Consider the following 1,003-nt stretch of genomic DNA (forward strand, 5'->3'; position numbering starts at 1 on the left):
ACCGAGTATCGTGGCGACGACCAGCAGGAAGACCGCAATGCCAGGCTTGGCGGCCAGTGGGCTCTTGGTCTGCGGCTTGGGCCGGTTCGCCGCGTTGACCACGGGATTGGTGGTGGGGCGTGCGACGCCGGCCGGCTGCGATGGCGGGATGTTCGGCCGCTGATGTGATGCCGGAGGCTGGCCCGTGTGGTAGTAGGCCTGCTCGATATGCTCCTGCTTGCGGTGCTCGGCTCGCTTCTGCGCCTTGCGGCGGCGTTCCTCGCGCTGGTGCTGTCTGGCGTCGATCTGCGATTCGCGTTCGACCACGGTGCTGGGGTCGACGTAGTCCGGAGCTTCGTCCACGTCGAATGGCGAGACATAATCATCGGTGTTGCGATTGCCGAACAGGCCCATGGGTGCTGCCCTCCCTCATCGCCGAGCGGTTACACCCCCATTGTACGGGGGAGCGGGGCATGGAATCGCATTACTGGCGTGGATTGCCGAACCAGTCGGTGTAGATCAGCGAGAAGTTGCGGTTGCCGTAGGAGGAACAGGCGTCGCCCTCGCCGGTTCCGGCCTCCAACGCGGCCTGATTCGGCTGATAGGGTGTGTAGACGTAGAGCAGTGCGGTCGCGTTGTTCTCGATATAGACCTGGCTGCCGCCGCAGGACGGGATGGGGTTGTACTGCACGTAGTTGAACCGTCCGGCGTGGTAGGCGTAGTCGTCGGGATGGTTCAGGTAATAGTGGTAGCGTCGGGCGGCGCCGTATACCTGGTTGAAGAATCCGGCGTACGCCGGATCGCAGTTCGCGTCGTCCGGGCAGCTCAGCCCCATGGCGGCGCGGATCTGAAAATCGGTGGGGGCGGTGGCGGTGACCAGATGCTGTTCCTTCTGCAGCATGGTCAGCAGCACCTTCTGGCTGATGCCGCAGGCCCGGGCGGATTTGTCGATGACGGCGGCGGCCGATTCGTCGGTTGCGCCCTCATAGGCTTCGCACAGCTCGTCGGCCGGATGGGATTCGGT

Annotated in this window: 2 protein-coding genes; both read right to left on the reverse strand. The window is 64.4% G+C overall.

The genetic code is table 11. The features are described 5' to 3' along the window. Positions 1-393, reverse strand: a 393-nt coding sequence (locus H9626_RS15560) for a hypothetical protein (protein WP_225230941.1), incomplete at its 3' end; no start/stop codon positions are given. 70 nt (positions 394-463) lie between these two features. Next, a partial coding sequence (locus H9626_RS15565; RefSeq protein WP_191710257.1) for a hemagglutinin occupies positions 464-1,003 on the reverse strand: 540 nt, incomplete at its 5' end.

The sequence above is a fragment of the Phocaeicola faecium genome (assembly GCF_014837055.1).
GTDB classification, from domain to species: Bacteria; Bacteroidota; Bacteroidia; order Bacteroidales; family Bacteroidaceae; genus Phocaeicola; species Phocaeicola gallinarum.